Below are 25463 nucleotides of genomic sequence, written 5' to 3'. Positions count from 1 at the left end.
GCCCGATACGGGCCCGGCTTACTCCAGGATCATCAGGATCTGATAACGCGACGTCTCGAGTTCGCTGCGGGTACCGAAGGTGGCCCCCTCGAACTCGAGCAGGTAGTCCCCCGGGGAGACCTCAGCAACGAGTTGAAAACCTCCCTCGCCAGGAAGGGAGGCCCCCAGCGGACGCGCCTCGCCATCGAGCAGGCGTCCACTGATCACTGGCGGTAAACGCCCAGTTCCGTCCCTGAAGCCGCAGGGTCGCGGGTGACTCGATACGAAGGGAGAAGCGATGCACGCCCTGCGGAACCAGGAAGGTATCGGAGAGACCGGGCGTCAGCGGAGTCAGGTCCTGGGCGTCGGCGCTGCCGAGCATCATCCCGAGCAGCAAGCCCATGAGCCCGCGAAGGAACGGGTGTCGCACCTTCCACCTCCCCCGGCGACGAGGCGCCGACAATCGCAACGAACGTCAGCTTGCCAGGCTTGGTCGGCAAGCCGGGCCACACCCTTACAGGCAGGCGCCCGGGGGGAGATGCTGGGGCACGAGGGGCTAGTCGGTGGCGGCGGCCTCGGCGATGGCAGACAGCGCTCCTGCCACCTTATCCAGCGGCAGGTCGCAGGCCTCGAGGTCATGGCGCCGGGCCAGGTACCGGGGATCGTTCCATTCGATGCGGGTGCCGCCATCGGTCTCGCGCAGCAGCATCTTCTGGGGCAGGTCCAGGGCCAGGCTGCCCTGGCATTGCATCATGGGGGTGCCCACGGCAGGGTTGCCGAAGACGAAGGTGCGTGTCTCGGGCAGCTCGAGATCGACCCCCGCGGCATTCGCTGCATGGTCGACCACGGTCATCAGGCGCATGCCGCGGGCCTCCAGGGCCTCGCGGAGGCGACTGTCGACCCGGGCGATGTCATCCTGGCTCAGCCTGTGGAGGATGCCGTGCGGCGATGTCTCGCGGGTGTCATCGGCGGCGGCGCCGAGGGTCACCCCCATCGCCAGCCCCAGCAGGGCCAGCGGCCACGTCACATGCCTCATGGAATTCCCTCCCGTTGGTGGAGTCCTCATCCTTGGCGACACCCGGCGGCAGGTCAAGTCATCCCGGTTGCCGGTAAGGAATGCCCGGGCGCCACGACCCAGGTCCTGCATTGCCGCCGCCCACTCTCCCTCCTCAAGGAGATCCCATGCGTCACCGTCCCGCGCCGCCACCACGCCTGGCATTGCCCCTGCTGGCCGCCCTGCTCCTCGGCCTGGCAAGCGCCTCGGCGGCCGCCGAGCTGGCATTCTCGCCCCGCGACATCCTCGGCTGGCCGACCCGCTCCTTCGCCGGTCACACCGACTACCGGCTGGTGGACCTCGACGGCCGGCGGGTGCTGCAGGCCCGGGCCGCTGGCCAGGCCTCGGCCAAGTACCTGGAGCGGCGGATCGACCTGACCGCCACCCCCTACCTGAAGTGGTGCTGGCGGGTCTCGGGGATCTATCCCGGCCTCGACGAGACCACCAAGGACGGCGACGACTACCCGGCACGGGTCTATGTAGCCCGGCGCACCGGCCTGCTGCCCTGGCAGGTGCAGTCGGTGAACTATGTGTGGTCGTCGACCCAGGCCGCCGGCAGCGACTGGCCGAACGCCTTCACCGACCGTGCCCACCTGCTTGCCCTGCAGGGGGGAAGCGCCCGGGTGGGCGAGTGGGTCGCCGAGGTCCGTGACGTGCGTGCGGACTATCGCCGCCTGTTCGGCGCCACCCCGGCGACCATCGACGGCGTGGCCCTGATGACCGACGGCGACAATGCCGGAGGCGATGCCCGTGCCTGGTTCAGCCGGATGGTCCTCTCGGCGGATGCCACGCCCCTGGAGTGTCCCTCCTGACGCTCAGGCCAGGGCGTCGACCAACCCCGATAGATCCGCCACGGTGAGGTCGGGCTCGATGCCCCAGGGATCGAAGGGCGCCTCCGGCAGGCGCCGGACCCAGGCCGCATGCAGGCCCGCATGACGGGCGCCGATGACATCGAAGGCGTTGCTCGAGATCAGCCAGGTGTCACCCGGCGCCACCTCGAGGCGATGACGCAGGTGGGCATAGACCGCCGGGTCGGGCTTGAAGCGCTTGACCTCCTCGACGCTGACGATGTCGTCGAAGCGCTCGAGCAGGCCGGCCTCGCCCAGCAGGCCAGCGACGGCATCGTGGCTGCCGTTGGAGAAGGCCACGCAGGTCACGCCGGCCTCGGCGAGGCGCGCCAGGGCCACCTCGGCTTCGGGGAAGGCCGGCAGCCGCGCGTAGGTCGCCATCAGGTGATCCTTGTCGGCCTCGGCGAGGCGGGTGCGCAGCGCCCGATCGGTGTACTCGAGGGCCTCGCGGGTGCACTGCGAGAAGTCCACGTAGGCTCCCATCAGGCCGCGCCGAAAGCTGTACTCGAGCTGCTTGTCCCGCCAGCGTCGCGAGAACTCCGGGGCCAGGTCGGACTGGCCCTGGGCGGCCAACCGCTGCTCCAGTTCGGTGACCACGCCGTGGGTATCGATCAGGGTCCCGTAGACATCGAAGGCCAGTACCATTGCCATCTCGTGCTCTCTCCTTACGTCGATCACTGGGCTCACCAGTGCAGCCTGCGCCAGGCCGCGGCCGGGCACAAGGCGTATCAGGTCCCAGCGAGGCGTGACAGGGCATGGTCGGCGATGGCGGTGTCCTGGACGCCGGTGCCGGTGAGGTCGCAGACCGTGATGGTGGCCGAGGAGAGCCGCAGCATGTCACCGCCGGCGATCACCCGGCCGAGCTCGTGGACCTTGAACGGCGTCTCCCGGCCGGCGAAGGCCTTGAGCTCGCCGTTGGTCTCGCTCTGGCCGCGGCTGTCGGCGACGAAGGCGTCGGCGCGGGTCAGCACCGAGGCATCGAGCTCGCGCTTGTCGGGACTGTCCGAGCCCATGGCGGTAACGTGCACGCCCTCGGGGAGGTCCTGGGCAAAGAGCAGCGGTGTCCGGGACGGTGTGGCGGTGACGATGAGATCGGCTGCCGCACAGGCGGCGCGGATCTCCTCATGGACATGCGCCTCGAGGCCGCGGGCGCGCAACCGCTCGGCCAGGGCCTCCGCGGCCGACCGGCGGCGCGCCCAGAGATCCACCACGCGGATGTCCCGTACCAGGCGCAGGGCCTCCACCTGGCGCTCGGCCTGCTCGCCGGCCCCCAGGACCGCCACCCGGCGGCTGTTCTCCCGGGACAGGTGGCGAGCGGCAATGGCCCCGGCCAGGGCCGTGCGCACCATGGTCAGGTAGCCCTCATCGAAGAGCACGGCCTCCACCTGGCCGGTGCGCGCCGAGAACACCATCATCAGGCCATTGAGGCTCGGCAGGCCGAGCCTGGGGTTGTCGAAGAAGCCGGGGCTGACCTTGATGGCGAAGCGCGCGGCACCACGGATATGCGCCATCTTGACGTCCACCTCGCCATTGGCCTCCTCGATGGCCATGGACAGGATCGGTGGCTGCACGGCCTCACCGCGACCCAGGGCAGTGAAGCCGGCCTCCACCGCCACCAGGGCCTGGCGATCGATGCCCACGGCGGTCTCGATGGTATCGCGTTGATAGAGCTGCATGGGAAAACCTCCAGACGCAAGGAACCAGGGTCGAGGAACGATGAGTGAAGAGTGAAGAGTGAAGAGTGAAGAGTGAAGAGTGAAGAGTGAAGAGTGAAGAGTGAAGAGTGCAAGATGCTCTTGTCCCTTGCTACTCGTCTACTCCCCTCTTGCCCCGCGAACCTCGAACCTCAGCGCCCCGCCAACGCCCGGGCCCGATCGAAGGTCTCGAGCGAGACCGCGTTGCCCGAGACCACCAGGGCCACCTTCTGCCCCTGCACCGCGATGCCGTGTTCGGCCAGTGCCGCCAGGCCGACCGCGGCGGCGCCCTCGATCAGGCGCTGCTCGTGCGCCAGGAAGTCGACCATGGCCCCGGCGATCGCCGCCTCCGAGACCCGATAGTGCTCGTCCATGACCTCGCGGACCAGGGCGAAGGTACAGCGATTGTCGAGACCGATGCCACCGCCCAGGGAGTCCCCCAGGCTCGCCACCTCTTCCACCGCCAGCGGATGACCGGCCGCCAGGCTATCGGCCATGGCCGCGCCACGGGAGAGGCTGACCCCGGTGACGGTGACCTCGGGCCGGAGCGCCTTGAGCGCCGCCCCGATCCCGCCGATCAGGCCGCCGCCGGAGAGCCCGGCCAGGACGCGGTCGAGATCGGGCGCCTCCTCCAGCAGCTCCAGGCCGATGGTGCCCTGGCCCGCGGCGATGAGGGGATCGTCGAAGGGCGGGATCAGGACCATGCCCCGTTCGCGGACCAGCCGCTCGACCTCCTCGAAGGCCGCATCCTGGCTCTCGCCGACCCGCCGCACCTCGGCGCCCAGCGCCGCGACGGCCTCGGCCTTGTCGGCGGGCACCAGCCGCGACAGGCAGACCATCGCGGGAATGCCCAGCCGCGCTGCAGCATAGGCCACTGCCCGACCATGGTTGCCGGTGGAGGCGGTCACCACACCGGCGGCCAGGGCCTCCCGCCCCCGTTCTTCCAGCAGGGCAGCGATCATGTTGGTGGCCCCGCGCAGCTTGAAGGCGCCGGTGGGCTGGCAGGTTTCGAGCTTGAGCAGGATGTCGGCGTCGAAGCGCCGCGACAGGGCAGCGGAACGTACCAGGGGCGTGCGGACCACCTGGCCCTCGAGGCGCCGACGGGCGGCCTGGATCGCCGCCAGGGTGACGCCATGGCTCGACTCGCTCATCCAAAGCCTCCTCACGGGTTCGGGCACGGAGCCCGGGGGAGCCCGGGGGAGCCCGGGGGAGCCCGGGGGAGCCCGGGGGAGCCGCCCCGATGATGGTCGATGGGCGGCGCCCCAACAAGTGCGCCGCGGGGGGCTCCCCGCGGCGACCAACGTCGGCACCGGCCGGTGTCAGGCGGTCTGCAGAGTACCTTCCCGGACCAGGGCATCGGTGACCTTGTCCACCGCGCGCTTGGTACGGGCGACGATCTCGTCGACCTCGCCCCGAGTGGTGGTCAGCGGCGGCGCGAAGCCGAGGATATCCCCCTGGGGCATGGCCCGGGCGATCAGGTTCTCCTCCAGGGCGGCAGCGGCCATGCGCGGGCCCACCTTCAGGCTCGGGTCGAAGTGACGACGCCGCGCCGGGTCGGCGGAGAATTCCAGGGCCGCCAGCATGCCCACGCCGCGTACCTGGCCGACGATGGGGTGGTCGCCGAAGGCGGCCTGCATCTGCCGCTGCAGGTAGGCACCGGTCTCGGCGGCGTTGGCAGTCAGACCCTCGCGCTCGATGATCGCCAGGTTGGCGAGGCCGGCCGCACAGCCCAGGGCATGACCGGAGTAGGTCCAGCCGTGGCCGATGGGGCCGTACTCGCCGGTGCCCTGCTCCAGCACCCGCCAGACCCGATCGCCGACGATGACGCCGGAGAGCGGCTGGTAGGCGCTCGTCAGGCCCTTGGCCACGGTGATCAGGTCCGGCTTGATGCCGTAGTGGTGGCTGCCGAAGTCGGCGCCGATGCGACCGAACCCGCAGACCACCTCGTCGGCGATCAGCAGCACGTCGTACCGGGCCAGGACCGCCTGGATGGCCTCCCAGTAGCCTTCCGGCGGCGGCACGATGCCACCGGTGCCGAGCACCGGCTCGCCGATGAAGGCGGCCACGGTCTCCGGCCCCTCGGCGAGGATCATTTCCTCGAGCTTGCCGGCACAGTACGCCGAGAACTCGCGCTCGGTCATGCCCGCCTGCTCCGCGGCGCGATGGTAGTAGTAGGGCGCCTCGGTGTGCCGGATGGTGTCGATGGGCAGGTCGAAGTGGTCGTGGAAGGCCTTGAGTCCGGTCAGCGAGCCCGAGGCGATGCCGGAACCGTGGTAGCCGCGCATCCGCGCGATGACCTTCTTCTTCTGCGGGCGCCCCAGCACGTTGTTGTAGTAGCGCACGATCTTGAGCTGGGTCTCGTTGGCGTCACTGCCGGACATGCCGTAGTAGACCTTGGACATGCCGGGGCCGGCCAGCTCGAGGATCTTCTCGGAGAGCGCGATCTGGGGCTCGTTGGAGTGGCCCACATAGGTGTGGTAGTAGGACATCTCCAGGGCCTGCTGGTAGATCGCCTCGGCGACCTCGGTGCGTCCGTAGCCGATATTGACGCAATACAGCCCGGCGAAACCGTCGATGAACTCGCGGCCGTCCTTGTCGATGATATGGATCCCCTTGCCGCCAGTGATCACGCGTCCCGGCGCATCGCCATGGGCGAAGTCACGCAGGTGGGTGGACGCGTGGAAGGTCACCTTGCGGTCGCGATCGATCAGTTCCTGATGGGTGGTCATGCGTCTCTCCAGTAAGGCTCCCCGGCTCCGCCGGGGAGATGTTCGTCATTCGTTCTGGGACCGGCGATTACCGATCTCTTGCCTAACCATTCGAGAGCTCGGGGAGCCCTTCTTCTCGAAGCTTGGGAGCTCTGCGAGCGAAGGCCTGACCAGGCGGGCCCGACGGAGAACAGCTGAAGTTTACTGGCCGTAAATGAGCATGTTCGATGTCGGGCCCAACGCCGTCAGGCCGAGCGCAGCTAGCTCCCGGATACCGAACCCAGGGCGCCCAGGCAGTAGTACTTGGTCTCCAGGTACTCGTCGATACCGGTCACCCCACCCTCGCGGCCGAGGCCGGAGTGCTTGACGCCGCCAAAGGGAACGGGCGGACCGGTCATCTTCACCGAGTTCACCGCCACCATGCCGAACTCCAGGGCGCGCATGATCTTCCAGATGCGGCGGATATCGTGGGTATAGATGTAGGCCGCCAGACCGTACTCGGTGTCGTTGGCCATCTCGATGACCTGATCATCGTCGGCGTAGGCGGTGATGCCGGCCACCGGGGCAAAGCTCTCCTCATGCCAGATCTTCATGTCGTGGGTCACGCCCGTGAGCAGCACCGGCATGAAGAAGTTCTCGCCCGGCGCCTGGCTCTGGTCGCCGGCCACCAGGGTCGCGCCCTTGGAGATGGCATCGTCGACGACGGCCGCCGCCTTCTCCACCGCCTGACGGTGAATCAGCGGGCCCAGGTCGATTTCACTCTCCAGCCCGTTGCCCACGGTCAGCGCCGCCATGCGCTCGGCGAAGTGCTCGACGAACGCCTCGTGGATCGACTCGTGGACCAGGATGCGATCCGCGGCGAGGCAGTCCTGGCCGGCAGTCTGGAACTTGGCCGCCACCGCGGCATAGGCCGCCTCCTTGGGATCCATGTCCGGGCCGACGATGAAGGGCGCATTGCCGCCGAGCTCCAGCGAGACCCGCTTGACGGTGTTCGCGCACTGCTCCAGCAGCAGCCGGCCGACCCGGGTGGAGCCGGTGAAGGACAGCGCCTTGACCCGGTCGTCATAGCACAGCAGCTTCGAGACCTCGGCCGCCTCGCCCAATACCACGTTGAAGACCCCGGCGGGGATGCCGGCACGCTCGGCCAGCTCGGCCAGGGCCAGGGCCGAGAAGGGCGTCTCGTGGGCGGGCTTGACGATCACCGGACAGCCGGCGGCCATGGCCGCCGCGGCCTTGCGGGTGATCATCGCCAGCGGGAAGTTCCAGGGCGTGATCAGCGCGGCGATGCCCACCGGCTCCTTGATCGTGCCGAGGGCCGCGTTGGGAATATGGCTGGGGATGGTCTCGCCGAAGGTGCGCTTGCCCTCCTCGGCGAACCAGCGCACGAAGCTGGCGCCATACTCGACCTCGCCGCGGGCATCCGGCATCGGCTTGCCCTGCTCCAGGGTCATGATGGTGGCCAGATCCTCGCGGTTGGCCTGCAGCAAGTCGTACCAGGCCAGCAGGCGCTCGCAGCGCTCGTCGGCACGCAGCGCCCGCCACTGGGTGAAGGCCGCCTCGGCGGCGTCCACCGCCGCGTTGACCTGCTCGGTCTCGAGCAGCGGGATATGCCCCAGTACCTCGCCGGTGGCGGGGTTGAACACGGGCTCCTCGCGGCCACCCTCGCCGTGGGTCCACTTGCCGTCGACATAGGCGTACTGACGGAACAGACGCGGATCGCTGAGTTTCATGGGCACCTCCCCTGACTCGCCGGCGCGTTCAGTCATCACGCCGGCGATAAAATGTCATCCGCGGCCCACAGGCCGCGCGATGCCTTCATGGTAAGGGAGGTGGCGGATCAGGACTTTTCGAAGCGCCGCCCTGCAGGCGGCAGGTTTTTCGTTCCATGCCCGAGAAGTTGCGATTTTTTTTGCGCCACCGCCGGCGACTGCCTTCAGTCGTCCGGCGGCGCGGCCAGGGCCGCCTCGGCGAACACCAGCAGGCCGAGCTCGGGGCGGTAGCCGTGGATCTCGGTGACATCCAGGGCCTGCAGGAAGGCGAGGATCTCCTCGCTGACCACCTGGCCCGGCACCAGCACCGGAAAGCCGGGGGGATAGGGGATCACGAAGCTGGCCGAGACCACGTCGCGGCCCTCGCGCATCTGGGCCTGAAGCTCGCCGTTGTCGAAGCGCAGATACTCGGTGTTCTCCTCGTCATAGCTGAGGAAGTAGGCCCGCCGGATATCGCCTTCCGGGGTCTCCTCACGCTGGCGGAAGGCGTCGTGGAAGCGACTGAAATCGGGCAACGGCGGCAGCTCCTGGGTCAGGGAGTGCACCCGGCGCTCGATGATCTTGCGCTCGGGCCGGCTGCTGTCCTCCCAGCGGTACTCGAACTCCTTGGCGATCTTCATCAGGACATCGAGCAGGTAGGCGATGGCCCCCCGGGAGGTACCGATGTTGGTCATGAACAGCACGGTGTTGCGGGAGGTCTTGTTGATCTGGATGCCGTACTTGTTCATCAGGTATTCGTTCTTGAAGGCATCGCCATCCACCCCGGTATTGCCGATGGCGATGGTCACCCGGGTCGGGTCGACCACGAACTCGTCGCGGGCCCAGGCCTCCTCCATCTGGTTCCAGCCGGTCACCGGGTTGTAGTAGGACTCGACGCCGGACTCGCGATAGGCGGCGGGCACCATGTCGCTGTTCTTGAGCACCCGGAAGTACTTCTGCAGGAGCGGATGGCTGTAGAGCTGCTCGCGCAGCGACAGCGCCGTCTCGACCTGGGCATGCACCAGCTCGAAGCCTTCCATCTCGGCCTGCATGCGCCCCACGTCCAGCGAGGCCAGGATCTGGTAGTTGGGGGACGTGGAGGTGTGGGTCATGTAGGCCTCGTGGAAGGGGGCCTCGACACGCTGCCGGAAATCCTGGTCGTAGACGTGGATCATCGAGCCCTGGCGCAGCGAGGTCAGGGTCTTGTGGGTGGAATGGGTGGCATAGGTGCGCACCCGGACCCGGTCCGGGTCCGGCAGCAGGCGATGCTCGAGCCAGGTGGCGTCATCGTCGGGATCGAGCTGGTCGAACTCGGCCTTCCAGGCCGCATACTCCTGGCGGTACTCCTCGCTGCGGTAGCGGTCGCGCAGGGTGCGCGCGGCATGCATGGCGGTGCGCGGCCGGTAGGTGGGGTTGAAGGAGGCAAAGGCGAACCAGGCCTCGTCCCACAGGAAGACCAGGTCAGGCTTGATTGCCAGGCACTCCTCCATCACCCGCCGCACGTTGTAGACCACCCCGTCGAAGGTGCAGTTGGTCAGCAGCAGCATCTTGACCTTGTGAAGCTGGCCGGCCCGCTGGTAGGCCAGCAGGGTCCTCTTGATCTCGTGCAGCGGCACGGCTCCGTACATGGAATAGTCGTTGAGTGGGTAGGAGTCCAGGTAGCTGACGTGGGCCCCGGCCAGCACCATGCCGTAGTGGTGCGACTTGTGGCAGTCGCGGTCGATCAGCACGATATCCTTGGGCTTGATCAGTGCCTGGACGACGATCTTGTTGGCCGTGGAGGTGCCATTGGTGACGAAGAAGCTCTGGCGGGCGCCGAAGGCCCGGGCGGCATACTCCTGGGCCTTCTTGATCGGCCCGTAGGGCTGCAGCAGGGAGTCGAGGCCCCCCGAGGTCGCCGAGGTCTCGGCCAGGAAGATATTGATGCCGTAGAAGTCGATCATGTGGCCCGCCCAGTGCGAGCGGGTGACCGACTTGCCCCGGGAGATGGGCATGGCGTGGAAGACCCCGGTGGGCTTCTTGCTGTACTCGCGCAGGGCATCGAAGAAGGGCGTGCGAAAGCGACTGTCGATGGCCCGCAGGATGGTGTGGTGCTGCTCGATGTAATCGGTCTCGCGATAGAAGATCCGGTTGAAGTAGCGGATATCGCGACTGGCCGTGGACTCCACGTCGCCGCTGGTCACCAGGAACTGATCCACTTCGGGGCGCAGCTCGTGGATCATCGAGCTCAGCAGGATGCTGCGATCGGCCTCGCTCTGACTGTCCAGCGCCTGTTCGCTGAGGCCCTCGAGGTAGCCGCGCAGGGCACTGAGGTTGTACTTCGACTTGAAGGGGAAATCGAAGCGAATCAGGCAGGCCTGGATGTTGGGATTGACCAGCACCGCGATCAGGGCGTCCTCGAAGCTTCTCGCCGTGACCACGTCGTAGACGAACTTGTCCTCGGGGCGGCGCAGGTTGTGGAAGGCCTCGCGGACCACCTCCTCCTCCTGGGGGGAGCAGTTGTCGACGATCAGCAACTCGAAGTAGGGCTGGGCCGAGCTGTTGGAGGCAGGGTGGCCACGCCGCAGCTGGTTGAGGGCATCCAGGGTCTCCAGATCCTCGGCATCGGCGTCGGTCTCGCTGAGGTCGACGTGCCGACGCCGGTAGGACTCGCTGATCAGCGCCCGGACCAGGCGCTTGACCACCTTCTCGAGCAGCACGTACTCCCCGCGCTCGAACAGCGCCCAGATATGGCGGAAGTCCTCCTTGGAAGGGAAGGCATGGTAGTCCTCGATGATCTCCAGGCGGGTGAGCTTGACGTCGATGGCCTTGACCAGGTTCTTCGCCCGGCTCTCGTCCTTGAGTCGCACCAGCTGGCCCAGGTCCCGGGTCAGGGCATTCCAGGTGTCGGCACGCAAGTGGGAGATCTTGTGATAGAACCCCAGCGCGGTGTAGGTGGTTTCGGTATGAGTCGGTTCTTGCATGGCGACACCCTTCTCGGTCGTTGTTCTGCGGGGAAGCGTGGGGCTCAGCCCGAATAGAGGCCGCGCGCGCCGTAGCGCACGGTGATGCGTTCCTCGGGGAAGTCGTCGAAGGTCAGGTCCAGGTGCATGCCCGGCCAGTGGTACTGGGCCCGCCCCTCCCCGGGGCGGTAGACGGCGGTATAGACCGTCCCCAGGCCGCGACCGTAGTCGTGACGAAACAGCGGCGGCGAGAAGAAGGCCGAGACCAGGCGCTCCTCGGTGGTGGCCTCATCGTCGACCAGGATCGACAGCTGGCGCTCGCGGATCAGCGTCTCGGAGGCTAGCGCATGGGCATACCACTCGATCTTCTTCTGGTGGTTGGTGGCCACCGGCACGCGCCGGATGCTGGCCTTGTGGTCCGGCGCGATCATCGCCGTCACGTAGCGCCCCGCGCGGTCGGCGACGGTGATGTTGTAGGCCATGTGGGTAGGCACCCGGGCCAGCACCTCGGCGGCCTGGGGCACGCTGTCACAGAACTCCAGGATGTAGCGCAGGATGATCGGGGCGCCGAAGCCGTCACCGACCACCTTGCGCCCGCCGAAGGCCAGCGAGACGGCCAGGCCGGCATCGTTCATGCCGTCAAGCACGCCCCACAGGCAATCGGACATGGCGATCACCCGGCGCTCGTTCCAGCGGGTATGGAGGATGGTCCCCTCGCAGAGCTCCGGGGGGTAGTCGTAGTTGCGCGCCAGCAGCGTGGAAGCGGGCCGGGCAAGCACCGCCTGGGAGCAGCCGGTGATGTAGGGGGGCGGACGGTAGAGGCTGAGCAGTCGCGCACTGAGATCGCCGCCTCCGGCCAGGTCGCAGAGGACCCGGTAGGTCCCCAGCAACTCCGGCATGTGGCGACGCAGGGCGTTGAAGCAGGCCAGATAGGCCGGCCGCTCGCGCTCTCCCTCGCTGAGGTACCAGTGCTCGTAGGCCGGCCAGTGATAGTCGAACAGCGACTTCCACCTGGCGCCGGGCGTGTCCTCGCGCACGGTCCGGAAGTCCAGCATCTTGTCCATCGCGCCCCGCGGCGTCCGGCCCGACGGACCGGTGCCGTGCTCCCTGCTCATAGGATCTTGAAGTTACCGCCGCCGACCGCATGGCTGACGGCGACCTCCTCCACCACCGGGTCCTGCAGCGACTGGCCCGCGTACTGGCCGCGGATGCCCTCAATCCAGGCGCGGGCCCGCTCGGTGAGCTGGAAGTCATCGTCCATCAGCCGCCCGCGGGTGATCAGGATGCCCAGGTCGGCGCCCTCGTAGCGGAAGTCGCCCTCGCCGCTGATGCGCAGGAAGAAGGCCTCCCGCTCGTTCTCGGCGGCATGCGGGTGGGAGTCGTAGTGGTCGTAGGCGATACTGCCGTCCTCGGCCATCTTCCAGACACCGGACTGGGGGGCCTGGGTCAAGAGGTCGACTGACTCCTCGGTATGCTTGATCACCAGCTGGCTCCAGCTATCGATGCTCTCGGGGTGCGCCCAGCGCTCGTTGATCTCGGCGATGTCGAGGTCGAAGTCCAGCTCCGAGAACTCCAGCAGATGGAACAGAAACAACGGGATATCGGAGTGGGCGAAGGCCGCAACGTTGGTCAGCGAGCTGGCGCCGGTGACCCGCGGGTTCAGCTCGCCGAGATAGACCTCCTGGCTGTCCATGTCGATCAGGAAGTCGAGCTCGAAATAGCCCCGATAGCCCTCTTCGCGCAGCGCTTCGCCGAACTTGAAGGTGTACTCCCGGGCCTTGTCCCGCACTTCCTGGCTGAAGGCCCCGGCGAACATCTCGTTGCCGCACCAGCCGCCCTTGTAGGGAGTCAGCGACTTGAAGCCGACGAGCTCGGTCATCAGCGGGCCGACCACGGTGCCGCAGCGGGTCGCACAGGCCTCGATGGCCGAGCCGCGGCAGTTGATGCGCTTCATGATCTTGACCTCGGCCTCGGCCTCGATCTCCTCGGCATGCTTGTAGTAGTCGTCCTCGCTGGCGATGAAGAAGGTGGTGTGACCGGAATCGCCGAAGGCGGTCTGCACCACCAGGTCGTCGCCCAACTCGCGGCTCACCTCGCCGAGTTCCTGATAGCTGCCCACCCTGGCCAGCACATTGGGCACGCTGGGCACCCCGGCCTTGTTGCCGATGCGCACCGTCTCGATCTTGTTGTCCATCCGCGAGCGCAGCTTGGCCGGCGGGAAGGCCACCTTGAGGCCCAGCTGCCGGCACACCTCCTCGGTGTGCTCGTCGAACATCAGGAAGGTCGCGATGCCGGCGTTGTCGCCATCGGCCCGGGACTGGATGAAGTCGATGACCTCCTTGTGCTCGAGCAGGTAATTGTTGATGTCCTCGATGCTCTCGAAGTCGCGGGGAAACTTCTCCTTGGGCACGAAGACATTGCGCTGACGCCCCTCGAAGCAGTCGATGTAGTTGATGTGGCGGAAGTTCCCCACCCAGTCACCGATCCCGAGGAGGTTGAAGTTGGTCGCCGAGATGAAGTAGATCGGCTCCTTGTTGTTGAGGAATTGGCGGCGGACATCGGCAATGCTTGTTATTTTGCTCATCGTTGTCGCTCCCTGGCTATCGGCGGATACCCCCCGCCCCGCCCCCTTGGCGGGGGCAGGGCGGTCGGGCGAGGACGCGCCGGCGTGGCCGGCGGCCCGGGACGAATCGAACAGGCGACGCAGGGCATGCAGGATCCTGGTAAGCATGGAACCTCCTCTTCCGTTGGCGCCTGTCCCTGGAGAGATCAGTACTCCTCGATATCGGCGCGCTGTGGTTTGGCCAGGGGCCCCAGGGTATCGAGGAAGGGGGTGGAGCCGCCCTCGTTGCGATACAGCGAGAAATCAACGCGCCGATCGCGGAAGCTCTTGAGCGGCTGGCCGAGGCCGCGCAGGCCCGTCTCACGCTCGCGGCGCACCCGGCTGAAATCCACCTCGATGGGCATGATCTCCTCGCCGGTGCCGGCCTGGTGGATGACGTCGCCGGAGGGGCCCACCACGATGGAGCGGCCGTTGCCGATGGCGCCGGCCCCGTTGATGTCGAAGAAGTAGCACTGGTTCACCGCGGCATTGGTCCGCGCGATGGACAGCTCGATATCCCGGTCGATGGTATCGGTCATGGTCGGGTGCAGGATCACCTCGGCGCCCATGGCGGCCAGGGTGCGGGTGGTCTCGGGGAACCACATGTCGTAGCAGATCGACACCCCGAAGCGGCCGACCCGCGGCACGTCGAAGGTGATGAACTCGCTGCCGCTTTCCACCCCGGCCTCGTAGGGGCGGAACGGGAACATCTTGCGGTAGCGGGTCACGACCTGGCCGTGAGGATTGATCACCGACAGGGTGTTGTAGACATGCCCCCCGACCTGCTCGAACATCGAGCCGGGAATCAGCCAGATGCGGTGCTGCTCGGCGAGCTGGCAGAACATTGCCTCGGCGTTGCTGGGCAGGGGTTGGGCGTGGTGCGGCGAGGCGCCCATGGGCATCAGCTCGCTGAACAGCACCATCTGCACCTGGGGGAAACGGCTCATCAGCACATCGATGCGATGGCGCATGGCCTCGGTGTTGTCGCCATGATGCAGGGCATGCATCTGGACACCGGCAATCGTGAAATAGGACATCGGCGGTCTCTCTGCGTCAGGCGATCTCGAATCATTCGGGCTACGTCCAGCACTGCGGCGCCGCAAGATTCGTCAACGCCGGTGGGATCGCCCGGCAGTCATGGGTCTGCGACCCACTTCTTCATCAGCTTATCCCATTTCCGCCACCCTAAATCAACGCTGAGGGTCCGCAGTCATTCCGGCGTGCCGGCTAGAGTGTCAGCTCGGCCGCCGTGATGCCCGCCGCCGGACGCTTGACGGTCTTGGTGACGATATAGGTGAAATAGCGCTCGATGCCCACGTCCGACATCAGCCAGGCATCGATCAGGCGCTGGTAGGCGTCGATGGAGTCGGCCTCGAACTTGACCAGGTAATCCACACCGCCGCCCACCGCCACGCACTCGGTGACCTCGGGGGTGTCATGCACCAGGGCCTCGAAGCGCGCGAAGCTCTCGGCATTGTGTGCCTTGAGCTCGATCTGCACCCACACCGGCGTGCGCGGCTTGAGCACGGCCGGGTTGAGCCGCGCCCCATAGCCCTCGATGATGCCGGCCTGCTCCAGGCGCCTGACCCGCTCCCAGCAGGGGCTGACCGAGAGGTTGATCGCCTCGGCCAGCTTGGACTTGGTGATGCGCCCGTCCCGGGAGAGGATCTCGAGGATTTTCAGGTCGTAACGATCGAGCTTCATGGGGATCTCTGGTCAGGGGTTCAGCCGAGCGACTCGACGACCTCGGCGATCACCGCGATGGTATCGCCCATGTTGACGTTGGCGGGGAAGCGGCGAGCGGCCAGCACGCCGTCGCGTTCGGCCCGGTACTCGACCGGCGCCGCGCCGCTGCGGGTCATGTCGTAGACCCGGGCGATGACCTGCCCCTTCGTCACGCTGTCGCCCAGCGCCACGCCAAGCTCGAGCAGGCCGGTATGCTCGCTCTGCACATAGCAGCTGGCATCCGGCATGTCGAGATACACCTGGGGCGCCTCGGGCGCCTCCAGGACACCCTCGACGAGGCCGAAGTGGACCAGGAAGTTGCGGATGCCCCGCTCGGTGATGGCCAGGCTCCGGGGGGTCGAGGTGCCGCCGCCGCCGAGCTCGGTGGCGACGAAGATCTTGCCCTGGCGCTCCACGGCGGTATCGAACAGCGCCTCGGCATCGAGCTCGAACATCATCATGGCATAGGGGGCACCAAAGGCCTTGGCCCCCGCCAGGGCACGGCGCTGCTGCTCGGGGTCCTCGAGCACGTGAGAGGCGGCGAAGGGCAGGATGTCCAGGGTACGCCCCCCGGAATGCAGGTCCAGCACCACGTCGCACATCGGCACCAGCGTGCGGGTGAAATAGTCGGCGATCTTCTCGGTGACGCTGCCGTCGGGGTCCCCCGGGAAGCTGCGGTTGAGGTTGCCGCCGTCCATCGGCGAGGTGCGCCGGCCGGCCTGGGCGGCCGGGGTGTTCATCATCGGCACGATGATTACCCGACCCTGGACATCCTCGACCGACAGCGAGCTCGACAGCTTCTGCAGGGCGGTGATGCCCTCGTACTCGTCGCCGTGGTTGCCGCCGGTCAGCAGGGCCGTGGGCCCCTCGCCGTGCTTGATCACCGTGACCGGGATCATCACCGCCCCCCAGGCGGACTCGTCGTTGGAGATCGGCAGCTTGAGGAAACCGTGCTGGACGCCCTCGGCGTCGAAATCGACGGTGGCGGAAATGGGGCTGGGTCGCTTGCTCATGGGGGCGGTCTCCTTACTTGACGAACAGCTGACGGGGGAAGTCGGCCAGCGTCTCGCAGCCGGTCTCGGTAATCAGGATACTCTCGGTGATCTCCAGGCCCCACTCGTCCACCCACAGGCCGGGCATGAAGTGGAAGGTCATGCCCGGCTTGAGGATGGTCTCGTCGGAGGGACGCAGGCTCATGGTCCGTTCGCCCCAGTCCGGCGGGTAGCTGATGCCGATGGGATAGCCGCAGCGGGCACCGCCACGGTCGAAGCCGTACTTGTCCATGGCCGCGCCCAGCGCCATGGCGATGTCGGCGGTGCGATTGCCGGGCTTGGCCACCGCGAGGCCGTTGTCGATGCCCTCGAGCAGCGCCGACTCGGCGCGAATGAACTCCGCCGGGGGCCGACCCAGAAAGACGGTGCGCGACATCGGAGCATGGTAGCGCTTGAAGACCCCGGCGATCTCGAAGAAGGTCCCCTCCCCCTCGCGGAAGGGGGTGTCGTCCCAGGTAAGGTGCGGGGCGGCGGCATCCTTGCCGGTGGGCAGCATCGGCACGATGGCCGGGTAGTCGCCCCCGTAGACCTTGCCGCTGGCATCCTTCCAGCCCTCGATGCCGACCCGGTAGATCTCCGAGACCAGCTTGCTCTTGGGCAGCCCCGGCTCGATCACCTCGAGGATGCGCGAGTGCATGCCCTCGACGATCTTGGCGGCGATGCGCATGTACTCGACTTCCTGGGGCGACTTGATGGCGCGACACCAGTTGACCAGGGCGTTGGCATCCATGAAGCGGGCATGGGGCAACTCGCGCAGCAGGCTCTGGTAGGCCTTGGCCGAGAAGTAGTAGTTGTCCATCTCCATGCCCACCACCCCCTCGTGCCAGCCACGATCGGGGAGGATCGTCTGGGCCAGGTAGTCCATGGGGTGCATGTCGGGATTCTGGACGTAGTAGTCCGGATAGTAGGTGATGTTCTCCGGGTCGATCCAGCAGGTGCGCAGGGCACCGTTGGCATCCATCCGCCGGCCGTACCAGACCGGCTCGCCTTCCAGGCCGAGCAGCACGCACTGGTGCACATAGAAGGACCAGCCGTCATAGCCCGTCAGCCAGGCCATGTTGGAGGGGTCGCTGATGATCAGCACATCGATGCCTCGACTCGCCATCTCGGCGCGCACCTTCCAGAGGCGGCCGAGGTATTCCTCACGAGTGAACGGCAGGGAAACCTCAATCATGGAATCGCTCGTCAAACGATCACATCACCAAATCCGGCCACGTCCTCTCCTGGAGGCGGCCGGGGCGCAAGGGCGGACTCACCGGCCACGTCTGGGGCGTGTGAATTGTCATGACGTTTGCTAGCATGTGTCATGACAATTTCCGGTCAATGTCTCAACGCTGATACTAGCACCCCCGCTCGGCGACCGGTCAAAGGCTTTATTGCATCATGACAATTGATCTGACGCCCTACCTTTCGGATTCCGGGCCCAAGTACCTGGCCATCGCTCGCGCCCTCTCCGAGGCCATCCGTCAGGGCGACCTCACGCCGGGGACCCGACTGCCGCCCCATCGTCAGCTGGCCGAGATCCTCGACGTCAGCGTGCAGACCGTCTCCCGCGCCTATGCCCAGGCCGAGAAGATGGGCCTGGTGCAGGCCCGGGTGGGTAGCGGCACCTGGATCAATACCCTCGACGACGCCCGGGAGTCGGCCTACCTGCGCGGCCAGGAACCGCGCCATGAGAGTGCCCTGATCGACCTGTCCATCGCCCATCCGATCTGCCCGCCGGGCCATCACCTGCGCTTTCGCGAAACCCTGGCACGGCTCGCCGAGCAGGCCAGTCCCGAGGTGGTGACCGCCAATCGTCCCATCGCCGGCCTCTCCCACCATCGCGAGCGGGCCAGCGACTGGCTGAGCCAGCGACTCGGCGTGCCCGGCGAGCCCGAGGGCAGGGTGCTGTGCAACGGTGCCGCCCATGGCCTGATGCTGGCCATCTCCACGGTGGTCCAGCACGGCGACCTGGTGCTGACCGAAGCGCTCACCGACCACGGCCTGATCGCCCTGTCCCGTACCCTGGGCTTTCAGCTGCGCGGTGTGGCCATCGACGAGCGCGGCGTGGTCCCCGAGGCCCTGGATATCGCCTGCCGGCGCTTCAAGCCACGGGCCGTCTGCCTGACGCCCACCCAGCTCAACCCCACCGGCGCGACCATGGACGCCCCGCGACGCGACGCCGTGGCCCGGGTCCTCGAGCACCATGGCGTCTGGCTCATCGAGGATGATGTCCATGCCCTGCTGGAGCCGCCGGGCCTCACCCCACTCACCGCCCGCCTGCCCCACCTGAGCTTTCATGTCACCAGCCTGACCAAGGCTACCGTGCCCGGGGTGCGGGCCGGCTATCTCAGCGTGCCCCGGGGCCAGCTGCACCACACCCTGCCGCGGATGCGCGCCACCACCTGGATGGCCACCCCGCTGATCTTCGAGATCGCCGATGCCTGGATCGCCGATGATAGCCTGGAGGCCATGGCAGCGGAGCAGCGCCGCCTGCTCGCCGAGCGCCAGCGGCTGGCCGCGAGGCTGCTCGACGGCCATGAGCGCAGCGCCCGCCCCTCCAGCCTGCATGTCTGGCTCTCGCTGCCCCCGGCCTGGCGGGCGGAGGAACTCCAGCAGCAGGCCGAACAGGAGGGCGTGGCCATCACCACAGCGGTACCCTTCATGGTCGAGCAGACCCCGGCCCCGCGGCGGATCCGGCTCAGCCTCGGGGCAGAGCCCGATATCGGGCGCCTCGAGCAGGGCCTGGCCCGCCTCGCCGGACTGCTCGACGAAGCCCCGCCCCCCATGATGCAGCTCGTCTACTGAAGGAGGTCCCCATGCGTGTAATGGTCCATATCGACGCCGCCGAGGCCTGGCGCGAGGCCCTGGCCCGTCGCCTGCCCGAGGCCGAGATCATCACCAGTGCCGCGCCCCTCGCCGAGCGCCGCCGGGCCGACTACCTGGCGGCATGGAAGCCACCCGCCGAGCTGCTCGGCGAGCCGGAACACCTCAAGGGCATCGTCAACCTCGGCGCCGGCGTCGATGCCCTGCTGACCAATCCGGGACTGCCCCGCGGGGTGCCCATCGTCAAGCTTCGCGATGCCGGCATGGCCGGGCCCATCGGCGACTATGTGCGCTATGGCCTGCTGCACTTCCAGCGCGACTTCGATCGCTATGCGCGCCAGCAGTCGCGGGCCGAGTGGCACGAGCATCCGCTGGTCGACAAGGCCGACTGGCCGGTGGGCGTGCTCGGCCTCGGGGCCATCGGCGCCAGGGTAGCCGCCATGGTCGCGGCCGACGGCTTTCCGGTGCATGGCTGGAGTCGCTCCCCCAAGCGGCTTCCCGAGGTGACCTGCCATCACGGCGAGGCGGGCCTGATGGCATTGCTCGCCAGGGTGAGAAGCCTGGTGCTGCTGCTGCCGGATACTCCCGCCACCCGCGGGATCATCGACGCCAACGCCCTGGCGGCACTGCCCGAGGGGGCGAGCCTGATCAACCCCGGGCGCGGGTCGCTCATCGACGAGACCGCCCTGCTCGAGGCCCTGGGTGACGGCGACACGCAGGGCCGGTTGCGCGGCGCCCTGCTGGACGCCTTCCCGGAGGAACCGCTGCCTGTTACCAGCCCGCTGTGGCATCACCCGCGGGTGATCGTCACGCCGCACATGGCCGGCCCCACGCCGCTGGCCGCGGCCGTGGACCAGGTCGCCGACGCGCTGCGCGCCTTCGAGGCTGGAGAACCGGTGGACACCATCGACCCGGACGCCGGCTACTGACCGACGCGCCCTACACGAACGCCGACGCAGGGCGTAGGCTGAAGGATGACACTCACCGACCTCGACGGAGGTGTGCGATGCGTGCTCATCAGCTGGACTACGGCCCCCGGGACGCGCTGCTGGTGGTGGACATGCAGAACGACTTCTGCGAGGGCGGCGCCCTGGCAGTGGCCGGCGGCAACGCCCTGGTGGCCGGCATCAACGCCGAGATCGCCGCGGCCCACCGGGCCGGTGCCCTGGTGGTGGCCACCCGCGACTGGCATCCGGTGGATCATGTCAGCTTCGCCCATCGCGGTGGCCCCTGGCCGGTGCACTGCGTGCAGGACACCGAGGGCGCCGCCTTCCATCCCGACCTTCGGCTGCCGGCGGCGACCATCCGCGTCAGCAAGGCCACGGCCTTCGACGCCGACGCCTATTCGGGATTCGACGGCACCGGCCTGGCCGGCTACCTGCGCGACCGTGGCATCGGCCGGGTCATCGTCTGCGGCCTGGCCCTGGATGTCTGCGTCCGGGCCACCGTGCTGGACGCCCGCCGGGAGGGCTTCGACACGGTGCTGCTCGAGTCGTTGAGCGCGGCGGTGGATCCCGACAGCATGGCGGCGTGCCGGCGCGAGTTCGCCGACGCCGGCGCCGAGGTGCGCCCATGAGCCGGCCCACGCCCCTCCAGGTGGACGACGACGAGCTGGCGCTGCTCACCGACCTCTACCAGCTGACCATGACCCAGGCCTACTGGAAGGAGGCCATGGACGAGGTCGCCACCTTCAGCCTGTTCTTCCGCCGGTTGCCGCCCCAGCGGCGCTTCATGCTCGCCTGTGGCCAGCAGCATGCCGCCGAGGTGGCCAGCCGGCTGCGCTTCACCGACGGCGCCCTGGCCCGACTGGCCGCGGTCGATCAGTTCGAGACCGCCTTTCTCGACTGGCTGGCGAACTGGCGCTTCGAGGGCGATATCTGGACCCTGCCCGAGGGCACGCCGGTGTTCGCCAACGAGCCGCTGCTGGAGGTGGACGCGCCCATCGCCCAGGCCCAGCTGCTCGAGAGCCTGGTGATGAACCTGGTGCAGCTGGAGACGGTGCTCGCCTCCAAGGCGGTGCGCATCGTCACCGCGGCCCGGGGCCGGCCGGTGGTGGACTTCGGGATGCGCCGCATGCACGGCGTGGATGCCGCCGTCCGCGGGGTGCGGGCCTATCGTGCCGCCGGGCTCGCCGGCACCAGCAACGTCCTCGGCGGCCTGCGCCACGACCTCGCCCTGAACGGCACCATGGCCCACAGCTACGTGCTGGCGCATGACAGCGAACGGGAAGCCTTCCGCACCTTCGCCCGCCACTATCCTCAGACCACCCTGCTGGTGGACACCCACGACACCCTCGCCGGGGTGCGTCAGGTCATCGCCCTGATGCGCGATGAGCCAGAGGTGCGCATCGGCGCCGTGCGCCTGGACTCCGGCGATCTGGGCGAGCTGGCCAAAGGGGCCCGCGCCCTGCTCGACGAGGCCGGCCACCCGGAGGTGAAGATCGTCGCCAGCAGCGGCCTCGACGAACATGCCATCGCCGCACTGCTCGCGGACGGGGCCCCGATCGACGCCTTCGGCGTCGGCACGCAGATGGGGGTGGCGGCGGACGCCCCGGTCATCGACCTCTCCTACAAGCTGGTGGAGTATGCCGGCACGCCCCGGGTCAAGCACTCCACGGGCAAGATCAACCTGCCCGGACGCAAGCAGGTATATCGTCATCGGGACGCGGCCGGGCAGTTCAGCGGCGATGTCATCGCCCTGCGCGACGAGCCCATCGAGGATGGCCAGCCGCTGCTGCGACTGCTGGTGCAGGCCGGCCGGCTGGATGCGAACGAGATGGCCCGGGCGGATGACGCCAGGGAGCGGGTCGCGGACGCCCTTCACCGCTTGCCCGATCACCTCCGGCGCCTCGAGGAAGGAGGCAGCGGCTATCCGGTCGCCTTGAGCCAGGGACTCGAGCACCTGCAGTCGCGCTCCTGACCTCCCGTCCATCCGTAGACGCCGCCACGCCCCGAGGGGGCGTGGCGGCGTGATGTCGTCGGCGAGGGCGGCATGAACGCGTCATGCCTCCGTCGCTGTCTTACAGCGGCTGCTTGGTCGGACGAATGATCAGTTCGTTGACGTCGACGTCCGCCGGCTGCTCGATGGCGTAGACGATTGCCCGGGCGATGGCATCGGCATCGATGGCCATCTCGTAGAGCTCGTTCACGCCCTTGGCGGTCTCGGCGTCGCTGATGGTCTGAGTCAGCTCGGTGGACACGGCCCCTGGCGAGATGTTGGTGGAGCGGATCTCCTCGCCCCCTTCCTGGCGTATGCCCTCGGAAAGCGCCTTGACCGCGTACTTGGTGGCGCAATAGACGGCGGCGGAGGGGAAGACCACGTGGCCGGCCACGGAGGACAGGTTGATGATATGGCCGGCGTGCTGCTCGCGCATGGTCGGCAGCACGGAGGCGAGGCCGTAGAGCACCCCCTTGATGTTGACGTCGACCATCTGCTCCCACTCGTCGACCTTGAGCTGGTCGAGCGGCGACAGCGGCATCAGGCCGGCATTGTTGACCAGCACGTCGATGCGGCCATAGGCCTCCTTCGCGGCCTGTGCCAGGGCCTCGACCTGGTCGCGGTCGGTCACATCGGCAACGCGGTAGATTGCCTCGCCGCCCTGATCGACAATGGCGTCGCGCAGGGCCTGGAGGCGGTCCTCGCGGCGGGCGCCGAGAACCAGCTTGGCCCCGGCCTTGGCCAGACGATGGGCGGTAGCTTCGCCGAGGCCGCTGCTGGCGCCGGTGATGATGATGACCTTGTCCTGAATGCCTTGCTTGGCGGTGTCGTGCATTGCCATGGATACGTGTCCTCTGGCCGGGCCCGCCGCAGCGGCGGGCCGTGAATGAGAGCGTGTCGGTTCCCGAGGCCTAGTCGCGGGCCTCGAGGAACGGATAGTCGGTATAGCCGTGCTCGTCGCCGCCGTAGAAGGTGGCGTAGTCCGGCTCGTTGAGGGCCACCCCGCTGCGCAGCCGCTCGGGCAGGTCGGGATTGGCGATGAAGGGCCGTCCGAAGGTGACCAGGTCGGCACGCCCATCGGCGATGCGCTGGCGGGCTTCATCGGCGGTATAGGCACCGTTGCCGATATAGGCACCGGCGAATCGACCACGAATGGCATCGATCACCGCTTCCGGACGACCGGTCTCGTGGTTGCCCTGGAAGGAATCCTCGACCACCTCGATATAGGCGATGCCGATGCTGTCGAGGGCCTTGGCGAAGGCCCCGAAGGTGGCCACCGGATCCTCGTCGTGCATGGCATTGAAGCTGCCGGTGGGGCTGACACGCACGCCGACCCGAGCCTTGCCCCAGACGCCGACCACCGCCTCGACCACCTCCAGCGGCAGGCGCAGGCGATTGTCCAGCGAGCCGCCATAGGCGTCTTCCCGGGCATTGCTCCCGGACTTGAGAAACTGGTCGAGCAGGTAGCCATTGGCCGCATGGACTTCCACACCGTCGAAACCGGCCTCTCGGGCATTCTCCGCCGCCTGGCGATACTGTTCGACGATGCCGGGCAGCTCTCCGGCCTCGAGCGCCCGGGGCTGGGGCACGTCGACCATGCCCGAATCGGCACTGATGAAGGTCTTGGCGTCCTCGGGACGGATCGCCGAGGGCGCCACCGGCAATGCCTCGCCGGGCTGCAGGGCGGGATGCGATATCCGGCCCACGTGCCACAGCTGGGCATGGATGCGCCCGCCCGCGTCGTGCACGGCATCGGTCACGCGACGCCAGCCGGCGATCTGCTCGGCGCTGTGAATCCCCGGGGTGAAGGCATAGCCCTTGCCCTGAGGCGAGATCTGGGTGGCCTCGCTGAAGATCAGGCCGGCGCCGGCCCGCTGGCGGTAGTACTCGACGTTCATGGCCTGGGGCACGTCGCCGGGCTGCGCCGAGCGGGAGCGGGTCAACGGGGCCATCAGCACCCGGTGGGGCAACGCGAGCTCGCCCAGGGTGAAGGGCTGAAACAGCGGATCGTCGTGGCGGGTCATGTTGCGTCTCCTCGTTTTCTTGTAGACCGGTCTATTATTTTTAGACCGGTCTACTAGTTCTCGGGCGCTGAACTGTGTCTTTCCACCCGTGTCGGGGCTCAGCTCGGCCGCAGGCAGTCGAGCAGTACCGTCTCGAAGCGCTCCAGGGGAGCGACCGACTTGACGGTCTTGGCGCGAATCAGGGCGCCTTCCCAGCCCGACAGGATGAAGCTTGCCAACGCGTCGGGGTCGAGATCCGTGCGAATCTCGCTCCGTGTCTGGCCGTCACGCAGGCAATCGGCAAGCAGCCGCTCCCAGCCACTCAGCACCTGGTCGAGGCGGTCCCGAAAGCGCGCGCTGTGCCCGGACAGCTCCTGGCCCAGATTGCCGATCAGGCAGCCGCGGGCGTGGTCACAGTCGACCATGTCCGCCCGGCCCGCGGCGAAGTAGTGCTGCAGGCGCTGCAGGGCCGGCACGTCGCTGTCGGCGAGCATTGCCTCCAGGCGCGCCGTGTAGCCCTCGGCCGTGGCGTCGATGACCGCCAGGCCGAAGTCTTCCTTGCTGGAGAAGTAATGGTAGAAGGATCCCTTGGGCACGGCCGCCGCCTTGAGCACGGTGTTGATACCGGTGGCGTTGTAGCCATGCTCGGCGATGAGCGCCATGCCTGCCTGGATCAGTCTGTCACGGGTTGCCGATTGCTTCATGCCGGACACAATAGACCAGTCGGTCTAGGTCGTCAAACACGGCTCCCCGGGTCACGGCGACCCGGATCACGAGGGGGACCGGCCAGGGCTAGAGCAGCTCGTGGAAGCGGGCGAGCCAGGCCGGATGGGCCGGCCAGGCCGGGGCCGTGACCAGGCTGTCACTGACGATCGCCTGGTCGACCTCGAGCTCGGCAAAGTCGCCGCCGGCCAGATGGACCTCCGGGGCGCAGGCCGGATAGGCCGAGACCCGGAACCCCTCCAGGGAGACCGCCGCCGCCAGCAGCTGGGCCCCGTGGCAGATGGCGGCCACCGGCTTCTCGTGGTCGAAGAAGTGGCGCACCAGCTCCAGGACCCGCTCGTCAAGGCGCAGGTACTCGGGGGCACGCCCCCCCGGAATCACCAGGCCATCGTAGTCGCCGGGGGTGACCTCGGCGAAGGTGGCGTTGAGGACGAAGTTGTGGCCCGGCTTCTCGGAATAGGTCTGGTCGCCCTCGAAGTCGTGGATGGCGGTCCGGATACGGTCGCCCTCGCGCTTGTCGGGACACACCGCATCCACCTGGTGGCCCATGGCCTGGAGGGCCTGGAAGGGCACCATGATCTCGTAGTCCTCGACGAAGTCGCCGGCGATAAGTAGCAAGCTGGCCATGGGGATCTCCTTG

The 25463-nt window shown here is 67.8% G+C and carries 23 protein-coding genes; 5 read left to right on the top strand and 18 right to left on the bottom strand.

The window, feature by feature from the left end; genetic code table 11:
- Positions 1-18: 18 nt before the first annotated feature.
- Entirely contained in the window at positions 19-207 is a 189-nt protein-coding gene (locus EKG36_RS01165; RefSeq protein WP_126480152.1) for a hypothetical protein, read from the bottom strand.
- Between the two features lie 328 nt (positions 208-535).
- On the bottom strand, positions 536-1015 hold the full coding sequence (locus EKG36_RS01160; protein WP_221766023.1) for a DUF302 domain-containing protein: 480 nt from the start codon (positions 1013-1015) through the stop codon (positions 536-538).
- Between the two features lie 146 nt (positions 1016-1161).
- On the opposite strand from EKG36_RS01160, the gene EKG36_RS01155 reads away from it, so the two are divergent.
- Positions 1162-1845, top strand: coding sequence for a DUF3047 domain-containing protein (locus EKG36_RS01155; RefSeq protein ID WP_126480150.1), 684 nt, complete (start codon positions 1162-1164; stop codon positions 1843-1845).
- Positions 1846-1848: 3 nt separating this feature from the next.
- Here EKG36_RS01155 and EKG36_RS01150 read toward each other — a convergent pair whose 3' ends face one another.
- The 12 genes from EKG36_RS01150 to doeA form a co-directional block, all read right to left on the bottom strand.
- Complete coding sequence (locus EKG36_RS01150; protein ID WP_126480148.1) at positions 1849-2532, bottom strand: haloacid dehalogenase type II; 684 nt, start codon at positions 2530-2532, stop codon at positions 1849-1851.
- 77 nt (positions 2533-2609) lie between these two features.
- Positions 2610-3557, bottom strand: coding sequence for a cyclodeaminase (locus tag EKG36_RS01145; protein ID WP_126480146.1), 948 nt, complete (start codon positions 3555-3557; stop codon positions 2610-2612).
- 170 nt (positions 3558-3727) lie between these two features.
- A complete protein-coding gene (eutB, locus tag EKG36_RS01140) occupies positions 3728-4726 on the bottom strand; it encodes a hydroxyectoine utilization dehydratase EutB (protein ID WP_126480144.1) in 999 nt (332 codons plus the stop codon).
- 168 nt (positions 4727-4894) lie between these two features.
- The gene (locus EKG36_RS01135) at positions 4895-6304 is read right to left on the bottom strand and encodes an aspartate aminotransferase family protein (RefSeq protein ID WP_126480142.1); all 1410 of its coding nucleotides are present in this window, start codon (positions 6302-6304) and stop codon (positions 4895-4897) included.
- Positions 6305-6543: 239 nt separating this feature from the next.
- The gene (locus tag EKG36_RS01125; RefSeq protein ID WP_126480140.1) at positions 6544-8013 is read right to left on the bottom strand and encodes an NAD-dependent succinate-semialdehyde dehydrogenase; all 1470 of its coding nucleotides are present in this window, start codon (positions 8011-8013) and stop codon (positions 6544-6546) included.
- 203 nt (positions 8014-8216) lie between these two features.
- On the bottom strand, positions 8217-10994 hold the full coding sequence (locus EKG36_RS01120) for an aminotransferase class I/II-fold pyridoxal phosphate-dependent enzyme (protein WP_126480138.1): 2778 nt from the start codon (positions 10992-10994) through the stop codon (positions 8217-8219).
- Positions 10995-11038: 44 nt separating this feature from the next.
- Positions 11039-12037 carry a C45 family autoproteolytic acyltransferase/hydrolase gene (locus EKG36_RS01115; protein ID WP_246007397.1) on the bottom strand — a complete coding sequence of 333 codons (999 nt, stop codon included), beginning with the start codon at positions 12035-12037 and terminating at the stop codon, positions 11039-11041.
- A 47-nt stretch (positions 12038-12084) separates the two neighbouring features.
- Positions 12085-13704, bottom strand: a complete 1620-nt coding sequence (locus EKG36_RS01110) for a biotin carboxylase (protein ID WP_246007396.1) — start codon at positions 13702-13704, stop codon at positions 12085-12087.
- Between the two features lie 38 nt (positions 13705-13742).
- A complete protein-coding gene (locus EKG36_RS01105; protein ID WP_126480136.1) occupies positions 13743-14612 on the bottom strand; it encodes a carbon-nitrogen hydrolase family protein in 870 nt (289 codons plus the stop codon).
- Positions 14613-14802: 190 nt separating this feature from the next.
- Positions 14803-15279 carry an Lrp/AsnC family transcriptional regulator gene (locus tag EKG36_RS01100; RefSeq protein ID WP_126480134.1) on the bottom strand — a complete coding sequence of 159 codons (477 nt, stop codon included), beginning with the start codon at positions 15277-15279 and terminating at the stop codon, positions 14803-14805.
- Positions 15280-15299: 20 nt separating this feature from the next.
- Positions 15300-16313, bottom strand: coding sequence for a N(2)-acetyl-L-2,4-diaminobutanoate deacetylase DoeB (gene doeB, locus EKG36_RS01095; RefSeq protein ID WP_126480132.1), 1014 nt, complete (start codon positions 16311-16313; stop codon positions 15300-15302).
- Positions 16314-16326: 13 nt separating this feature from the next.
- On the bottom strand, positions 16327-17526 hold the full coding sequence (doeA, locus tag EKG36_RS01090; protein WP_126480130.1) for an ectoine hydrolase DoeA: 1200 nt from the start codon (positions 17524-17526) through the stop codon (positions 16327-16329).
- Between the two features lie 209 nt (positions 17527-17735).
- On the opposite strand from doeA, the gene ehuR reads away from it, so the two are divergent.
- The 4 genes from ehuR to EKG36_RS01070 all read left to right on the top strand — a co-directional run bounded on the left by ehuR (position 17736) and on the right by EKG36_RS01070 (position 22079).
- The gene (ehuR, locus tag EKG36_RS01085) at positions 17736-19142 is read left to right on the top strand and encodes a MocR-like ectoine utilization transcription factor EhuR (protein ID WP_126480128.1); all 1407 of its coding nucleotides are present in this window, start codon (positions 17736-17738) and stop codon (positions 19140-19142) included.
- Between the two features lie 11 nt (positions 19143-19153).
- Positions 19154-20089, top strand: coding sequence for a 2-hydroxyacid dehydrogenase (locus EKG36_RS01080; protein ID WP_126480126.1), 936 nt, complete (start codon positions 19154-19156; stop codon positions 20087-20089).
- Between the two features lie 77 nt (positions 20090-20166).
- Positions 20167-20736, top strand: a complete 570-nt coding sequence (locus EKG36_RS01075) for a nicotinamidase (RefSeq protein WP_126480124.1) — start codon at positions 20167-20169, stop codon at positions 20734-20736.
- On the top strand, positions 20733-22079 hold the full coding sequence (locus EKG36_RS01070; RefSeq protein ID WP_126480122.1) for a nicotinate phosphoribosyltransferase: 1347 nt from the start codon (positions 20733-20735) through the stop codon (positions 22077-22079). Before EKG36_RS01075 ends, EKG36_RS01070 begins: the two co-directional genes overlap by 4 nt.
- A 100-nt stretch (positions 22080-22179) precedes the next feature.
- Here the strand turns inward: EKG36_RS01070 and EKG36_RS01065 are convergent, their stop codons facing one another.
- From EKG36_RS01065 to EKG36_RS01050, 4 genes are all read right to left on the bottom strand, one after another.
- Complete coding sequence (locus EKG36_RS01065; protein WP_425459571.1) at positions 22180-22938, bottom strand: SDR family oxidoreductase; 759 nt, start codon at positions 22936-22938, stop codon at positions 22180-22182.
- 70 nt (positions 22939-23008) lie between these two features.
- A complete protein-coding gene (locus EKG36_RS01060) occupies positions 23009-24121 on the bottom strand; it encodes an alkene reductase (RefSeq protein WP_126480120.1) in 1113 nt (370 codons plus the stop codon).
- Positions 24122-24219: 98 nt separating this feature from the next.
- Complete coding sequence (locus EKG36_RS01055) at positions 24220-24804, bottom strand: TetR/AcrR family transcriptional regulator (protein WP_126480118.1); 585 nt, start codon at positions 24802-24804, stop codon at positions 24220-24222.
- Between the two features lie 88 nt (positions 24805-24892).
- On the bottom strand, positions 24893-25450 hold the full coding sequence (locus tag EKG36_RS01050) for a DJ-1/PfpI family protein (RefSeq protein ID WP_126480116.1): 558 nt from the start codon (positions 25448-25450) through the stop codon (positions 24893-24895).
- Positions 25451-25463: the final 13 nt, after the last annotated feature.

The sequence above is a fragment of the Halomonas nitroreducens genome (assembly GCF_003966155.1).
Taxonomy (GTDB): Bacteria; Pseudomonadota; Gammaproteobacteria; order Pseudomonadales; family Halomonadaceae; genus Halomonas; species Halomonas nitroreducens.
The sequence above is the reverse complement of the archived record's forward strand: the minus strand, read 5'-3'. Positions and strand labels throughout refer to the sequence as shown.